The organism is Dactylosporangium sp. NPDC051087 (genome assembly GCF_055586325.1).
On the sequence record NZ_JBVJIJ010000012.1, the window covers coordinates 46,711 to 53,344 of the forward strand.

A 6,634-nucleotide genomic window follows, 5' to 3' on the forward strand; every position below is an offset into this window, starting at 1 on the left:
GCCATGGGGGCTGAGATCGACGTCCGGCTCGACGACGGGCGGACACTGCGGGCGCACGACACCGGCGAAGGCGACGTCGTGGTGTTCTGGCACCACGGCACACCCGGCACCGGTGCACCGCCGTCGCCGCTGTTCGAGGTGTCCGACGAGCTCGGCATCCGGTGGATCTCCTACGACCGGCCCGGCTACGGCGGATCCACGCCACGCCCGGACCGCACGGTCGCCTCGGCCGCGGCGGACGCCGCCGCGGTCGCCGACGCGCTCGGCGTGCCGCGGTTCGCCGTCATGGGCCACTCCGGCGGCGGGCCGCACGCCCTGGCCTGCGCGGCGCTGCTGCCGGACCGCGTCGCGGCCGTGCTGGCCGTGTCGTCGCCCAGTCCGTACACGGGCGGCGACGACTACTTCGAGGGCATGGCCGAGGGCGCGGAGGCGTCACTGCGCGCCGCGGTCGCCGGGCGCGAGGAGCGGGAGCGGCGCGCCGCGGCGCCGAACGACGGCGCCGACATCGGCTTCCTGGCCGCCGACTGGATCGCCCTGGACACCGACTGGAGCTACTTCCAGACGGTCGTGGCCGCCGCGGCCGAGGCCGGCCCGGCCCCGATGGTCGACGACGACCTGGCGTATGTGCGGCCGTGGGGCTTCCCCCTCGCCGCCGTCACCGCCCCGGTCCTGCTCATGCACGGCGCCGCCGACCGGATGGTGCCCAGCGTCCACACCACCCGACTCGCCGCGCACCTCCCGGGCGCGGACGTGCGGATCGTCCCGTCGGAAGGGCACCTCACCGTCATGCGGCACGTCGCTCCCGCCCTGCGCTGGCTGCACGCGGAGACCACCCGATGAGTGACGGCTACGAGCTGACCGCCGACCCGGCGCGCGTCGACGTCGACACCGTGCACCGCTGGCTGTCGGAGGAGTCCTACTGGGCCGCCGGCCGCGAACGCGACCTCGTCGTCCGCTCGATCGAAGGGTCCATGCCCTACAGCGTGTGGCGCGACGGCGGCCAGGTCGCGTTCGCCAGGGTCGTCACCGACCGGGCCACGTTCGCCTGGATCTGCGACGTCTTCGTCGACCCCGCGCACCGCGGCCGCGGGCTGGGCCAGTGGCTCGTCGACACGATCGTCGCCGACCTGTCCGCCGCCGGCCTGCGCCGCTTCCTGCTCGCCACCCGCGACGCCCACGAGGTGTATCGCCGCTCCGGCTTCGAACCGGTCGCCGGCCCCGGCCGCTTCATGGAGATCGACCGCCGCCCCACCCGCGACGCGATCATCCCGGCGGTCAGTCCTCCCCCAGCAGCGCCGTGATGTAGCGGCCGATGACGGCGACGACCGGCGCCGGCGGCTTCACGAACTCGATGCCGACCTCGCCGGCGGTGTCCGTGTCGAGGTGGCGCACCGCGCGGCCCTGCAGCTGCAGCCGCTGGTCGCCGAGGCCCAGGGTGAGGTCCACGACGCTCTCCAGGGCGGGCCGCCAGCCGGACTTCGCGGCGCAGCGCATGCCGGAGATGCTCAGGTCGAGCAGGTCCGCCTCGGCGTGCGTGGTGCCCTGGGTGAGCACGACCGTGCCCTCCACGGCGGCCCGGTTGTGCCGGCGGCGTTCCAGCCGGTCGGTGACCTGAGCCAGGCTCTCGATCCGGGTGATCGCCGCCCGCACCGCGCCGACGAGCTGCTCCACCGACGCCCGCTGCTGGGCGGCGACCGCGGTCAGCTGCGCGGTGGCGTCCCCGACGGCGTGCACCCCCTGGCTCATGTCGGTGATGACCGACGCCATCGCGGACGCGTCCGAGCCGAGCGCCTCGACGGTGCTGGTGATCTCGCCGGTCGAGTCCTTCGTCTTCGTCGCCAGGTTCTTCACCTCGCCGGCGACGACGCTGAAGCCGCGCCCCGCCTCACCGGCGCGGGCCGCCTCGATGGTCGCGTTGAGGGCGAGGAGGTTCGTCTGGCCGGCCACCCCGGCGATGAGGTTGGCGATGCCGTCGACCCGGCCGAGGCTGGTGGTGACGGCGTCGATGACGGCGTCGGCGTCCGCGGCGCGCGACACGACGGTGCGGGTGACCCGGTCCGCGGTCGTCGCCTGCTGCTCGATCGCGTCGGCGGCGGCGAGCACGTCACCGGCGTCGGACATGACGGTGCGCAGCTCGGCGAGCGCCGACGCGCTGGTCTCGTCGATGACCTCACCGGCGCGGCGGCGGACGGTCTGCTCGGCGAGCTGCTGGCGCACGTTCGTCGTCATCAGCTGCGCCTCCTTCAGCTGCCGCTCCTCGGCGAGGCTGGCCTCCTGCACCTGCAGCGAGTCGAGCATCGCGTCGATCGCCTGGCCGAGGACCGCGATGTCGTCGGTGCCCGCCGGGTTGACCCGCAACCGGCGGTCGCCGGAGGCGATGATCTCCTCCGTGGTGCGCCGCAGCGGCCCCACCCGCCGGCGCAGCGCGGCTCGTACACCCACCAGCACCCCGACGACGAGCAGCACGGTCGCGACGGAGACGAACAGGAACAGCTTGACCGCCGTCGTGCTCGCCGCCGCGTGGATCGGCCGGGCCGCGACGACCTCCAGGACGATGCTGCCGCCGTTGACGGTGTCGATGACGGCGTCGACCGAGATGTGGTCGGCGCCGAGGACCTTCGTGCCGATGCGCAGGTCGCCGAGCTCGCTGTGCAGCGTCGGCTGCGCGTCGGTGCCGGGGCGGGCCTGCGGGGCGAGCCGCACCGGCAGGTCCAGGGCCTCGCTGAGCAGCGCGACACGGGCCTCGTCGAGGCGTTTGAGCAGGATCAGGCCACCGGACGGGGCGCCCTCGCCGCTGCTGGGGAACGAGCCGACGCCGCAGAACAGGTACGGCACGTCCGCCGACACGACGCCGCACCGCGACTCGCCGGGCCGCGCGGCCGGGTCGAACAGCTTGCGCAGCACCGCCGGGTCGCGCAGCTGCGCCGGCGCCTGGACGAACGCCGGCTGGTCCGTGGTCATCCCGCCGACCCGCAGCGTGCCGTCCAGGCCCACGCCGAGCATGCCGTCGATGTCGTTGACGGACTGCTGCGCCTCGGGCGGGAAGTCGGCCGCGAACCCGGCCTTGTCGCTGCTGCCGATGTCGTGGAACGAGTTGTCCCACACCGCGTTCGTGGCGCCGAACGCGGTGAGCAGCTGCGCCTGCGAGTTGAGCCCGATGCGTATCCGGTCGGCGTCCTGCGCGACCTGGCGCGCCTCCAACTGCTCGAACGCCCCGGTGGTGATCAGCTGCATCATGAGAAACGCCACGGCGAGACCGCCGAACCCGCCTGCTACCGGCAGCAGCAGGCGGGACAAGCGGCGTACGTTGGGACCCACGATGACCATTTCGGCGCCGGAGGTCCGGACCTTACCCGTTCAGGTATCCGGACAGGTGGTACGCCTCGGAGTAGGCGTCATAGGCGTCGGCGCCCGGTTTCGCCTTCGCCGCCGCCTCCTCGGTCACGTACATGACCCAGTAGAGGTGACCCTGCCGCAGGCCGGGCCAGCCGCCGGGGCGGAACGTGAACGGCGGCTGCAGCGGCCCCTTCGCCCCGTCGACCGGCACGATCGGCCAGATGACCGCGTCACCGGGGTTGACGCCACCGTTGCCGCGGGCGGCGTCCAGCAGCCACAACCGGTCCAGCCGCATCGGCGGGCAGCCCCCACCGGGCAGCGCGGTGACCTTGAGCGTGTCACCGGCCGGCTCCAGCACCCACGAGTCCGCGCAGGACGACGGGAACGGGAACGGCCGGTGGTCGTCCGCCGAGACCGGTTGTGACGGGCCGGCGGACCCCGCGGGCGTCGGACCGCCGGTCGGCGACACCGGCCCGCCGCTGACCGGCTGCGGTGTCGGCGTCGCCGGCGTGCCGACCTCCTGCGGCCGCACCCCGGCGGACGCCGCGTAGACGGCCAGGATGGTGACGACGGCCGCGGCGAACGTGGCGACCGCCGCGAACCGCTTCCGCTGGGGCCTGCGGGGCTCCAGCGTGAGCACGTCGGCGTCGTGCTCGGCCCGCGGGCGCCCGGCCCGCCGGACCACGTCGGCGAGGCCGGTCTCACTGTCGAACTCGCCGGTGTGCCGGACGTCGGCGTACGCGCGGCGGATCAGGTCCCTGGTCGGGTCGTGCCGGTCAGTCGTCACCACTAGCCTCCACGATCTGCTGGAACCGCTGCACATACGGTTGAAGGAGCTTGCGCAGGGCCGACACGTGGCTGCGGACCGTCGACTCGCTCATGTCGAGCAGCCGCGCGATGTCCGCCGTCGTGTCGTCGTGCAGGAAGAACAGCAGCGCCACCTGCCGGCGGCGGGCCGGCTGCCCGTCGATGACCTGCCGCACCGCCTGCACCAGCCCGGTGCTGTCGGTGACCCGGTCCAGGTCGTTGTCGACGAGCCCGACGTCGTGCCGCTCGCCGTCCAGGGCGGTGAACCTCGCGTCGACGACGGCCACCCGCCGCACGTAGTTCTTCGCGGTCGTCAGCACGTACGCGCGCCGCTGCGCGTCACCGAGCCGCCGCAGCTGCGCCCACCGCTCCAGCATCCGCGCGAAACTCTCGGCGGTCGCCTCCACCCCGAGCTCCCGCCCGGCGAACGCGCACATGAAGCGCTGCACCCCTGGCGCGTCCCGCCGGTAGAACTCGGCGAAGTCCGGCGGCGCCACCCCGAGCTCGTGTGTCGTATCGATCATCCGATCCTCCCTCCTACGGGAGAGAGCACCGGACCCCCGGATCCGTCCAACTACGTCGGGCAGTTCGTCTCCAGCAGCTTCTCCGCCGTGCGCCGGAAGTCCTCGAGCCCGGCCACCGGCGGCCGCACCCGATCGGCCAGCCGGCCGGCCTCCGCGATCTGCTCCCGGGCGAGGTCGCAGTAGCGGTACGACGCCTCCGACGCCCCCCACACGTACCGGACCCGCGCGATGTACACCTCGCCGAGGTTCGCGTACGCGTTGCCCTCGGCCCGCTGCCGCTCCAGCCGCGCCGTGTAGATCGCGACGAGCTCGCCCGACTCCTCCCGCAACTGCCGCAGGTCGCCCGTCTGATGATGCACCGACACCGCACTCGTCAGCAGAATCACCCGCACGTCCTCAGGCGCCTCCCGCCCCAGCGCCAGCCCGATCGCCTCCCGCGCGTCCGCGATGATCCCCGACGCCGCGAGCGCCTGCGCCGTCAACGCCAGATCCACCGGCGACACCCGCTGCGCCCCCAGCTCCTTGATCAGCTCCCACGCCTCGATCGCATGCACCCCGAGCTGCAACGACGCCGCCTGCCGATCCCCGGCATCCCCGCGCAACGTGCTGTCGAGCTCGCCGAGCTTCGTGATGTCGTCCCGCAACCGCGCCCGCAGGTCATCCTCCCTGGCCTGATCGACCCTGCTGTTCCCGGCCGTCGCCGCCCACACCGACACCGCCACGGCCACCACCGCCGAGCTGATCGTGACCAGCTCCCCGGTCCGCGACCACACGGACCGCCGCCCTTCCTCCCCCTCCCCGGGAGCCGTCCGCCGCAACCGCCGCCGAACCCTGCCCCACCACCCGGTAGCACCCCCCGACCCAGGTGTGGGCCCGGGCCCGGGCGTCGGCTCGGGTTCAGGAGTGGGTCCGGGTCCGGGTCCGGGCATGGGTTCGGGTCCGGGTGTCGGCTCGGGTTCAGGAGTGGGCCCGGGTCCGGGCGTGGGTTCGGGTCCGGGTCCGGGCATGGGTTCGGGTCCGGGTGTCGGCCCGGGTGTGGGTTGAGGGCTGGGTGCAGAGGTGGGCTCGGATTCGGGCGTGGGTTCGGGTCCGGCTGTCGGCTCGGGCTGAGGTGCCGGCCGCGGTGCGGGGATCGGCCCCGGCGGGGGTGCCGGCCCGGGCTCAGCAGGTGCTGGTCGTGGCCCGGACGCCGGTCCCGGCAACAGTGCCGGTGGCGGCCCGGGTGTTGGTTGTGGGTCAGGGTCCGGTCCCGGCGCTGGTGCAGGCGCTGGGCTCGGCGAGGGTGTCGGCCGCGGCTCGGGTGCTGGTTGTGGGTCAGGGTCCGGCTCGGGTGCCGGCGGTGGCCCGGATGTGGGTGTTGGTTGTGGGTCAGGGTCCGGTCCCGGCGTTGGGCTCGGCGAGGGTGTCGTCCGCGGCTCGGGTGCTGGTTGTGGGTCAGGGTCCGGTCCCGGCGCAGGCGTAGGCGCTGGGCTCGGCGAGGGTGCAGGCCATGGCTCGGGTGCTGGTTGTGGGTCAGGGTCCGGCTCGGGTGCCGGCGGCGGGCCGGATGTGGGCACCGGTCGTGGATCGGATACCGGGCTGGGCACGGGCGTCCGGACCGGCGGCGGGCCGGACGGTGGGTTCGCACCGGGCACCGGGCCGGACCGGGGTGGTGAATCCGGCTCGGGAACAGGTGTGGGCAGCGGTCCCGGACGCGGCCCCGGTCCAGGTGAAGGGTCAGGATCAGGCTCTGGGCCGAGCGCAGGGCCGGGACCGGGCGCCGGCTCGTGGTCGTCCGCGGGTGCCGGCCGTGGCACGGGTGTGGGCAGCGGTGTGGGCAGCGGGTCCGGGTCGGCAGGCGGTTCCGGGGGGGGGGGGGGGGGGGGGGGGGGGGGGGGGGCGCGGGGGGGAGGGGGGGGGGGGGGGGGGGGGGGGGGGGGAGTGGGGGGGGGGGGGTGGTGCCCCCATCGGGAGAGAAATGAGGGTGC

At 74.4% G+C, this 6,634-nt stretch carries 6 protein-coding genes; 2 read left to right on the plus strand and 4 right to left on the minus strand.

Annotation, left to right across the window (positions count from 1 at the left end; genetic code table 11):
- The first annotated feature begins 3 nt into the window (after positions 1–3).
- Positions 4–840: an alpha/beta fold hydrolase gene (locus ACZ6TV_RS23250; RefSeq protein ID WP_465299320.1), complete on the plus strand. Its 837-nt coding sequence runs from the start codon at positions 4–6 to the stop codon at positions 838–840.
- Positions 837–1,301: a GNAT family N-acetyltransferase gene (locus ACZ6TV_RS23255; protein ID WP_465299321.1), complete on the plus strand. Its 465-nt coding sequence runs from the start codon at positions 837–839 to the stop codon at positions 1,299–1,301. The genes ACZ6TV_RS23250 and ACZ6TV_RS23255 overlap by 4 nt, the downstream gene beginning before the upstream one ends.
- Here the strand turns inward: ACZ6TV_RS23255 and ACZ6TV_RS23260 are convergent.
- From ACZ6TV_RS23260 to ACZ6TV_RS23275, 4 genes are read right to left on the minus strand one after another with little or no spacing between them, the layout of a single operon-like run.
- Positions 1,276–3,297, minus strand: coding sequence for a methyl-accepting chemotaxis protein (locus ACZ6TV_RS23260; RefSeq protein ID WP_465299322.1), 2,022 nt, complete (start codon positions 3,295–3,297; stop codon positions 1,276–1,278). The two genes, ACZ6TV_RS23255 and ACZ6TV_RS23260, sit on opposite strands and share 26 nt — an antisense overlap.
- 52 nt (positions 3,298–3,349) lie before the next feature.
- Positions 3,350–4,123, minus strand: a complete 774-nt coding sequence (locus ACZ6TV_RS23265) for a hypothetical protein (RefSeq protein ID WP_465299323.1) — start codon at positions 4,121–4,123, stop codon at positions 3,350–3,352.
- Positions 4,113–4,667 (minus strand): RNA polymerase sigma factor, encoded by a 555-nt coding sequence (locus tag ACZ6TV_RS23270; protein WP_465299324.1) that lies wholly within the window; start codon positions 4,665–4,667, stop codon positions 4,113–4,115. Before ACZ6TV_RS23270 ends, ACZ6TV_RS23265 begins: the two co-directional genes overlap by 11 nt.
- 50 nt (positions 4,668–4,717) lie before the next feature.
- Positions 4,718–5,440, minus strand: a complete 723-nt coding sequence (locus ACZ6TV_RS23275) for a hypothetical protein (protein WP_465299325.1) — start codon at positions 5,438–5,440, stop codon at positions 4,718–4,720.
- Positions 5,441–6,634 lie beyond the last annotated feature (1,194 nt).

What these genes read in the sequence shown, in the direction of transcription:
- ACZ6TV_RS23250 (WP_465299320.1), top strand. Translation starts at nt 4, where the DNA reads ATGGGGGCTGAGATCGACGTCCGGCTCGACGACGGGCGGACACTGCGG.
- ACZ6TV_RS23255 (WP_465299321.1), top strand. Translation starts at nt 837, where the DNA reads ATGAGTGACGGCTACGAGCTGACCGCCGACCCGGCGCGCGTCGACGTC.
- ACZ6TV_RS23270 (WP_465299324.1), bottom strand. Translation starts at nt 4,667, where the DNA reads ATGATCGATACGACACACGAGCTCGGGGTGGCGCCGCCGGACTTCGCC.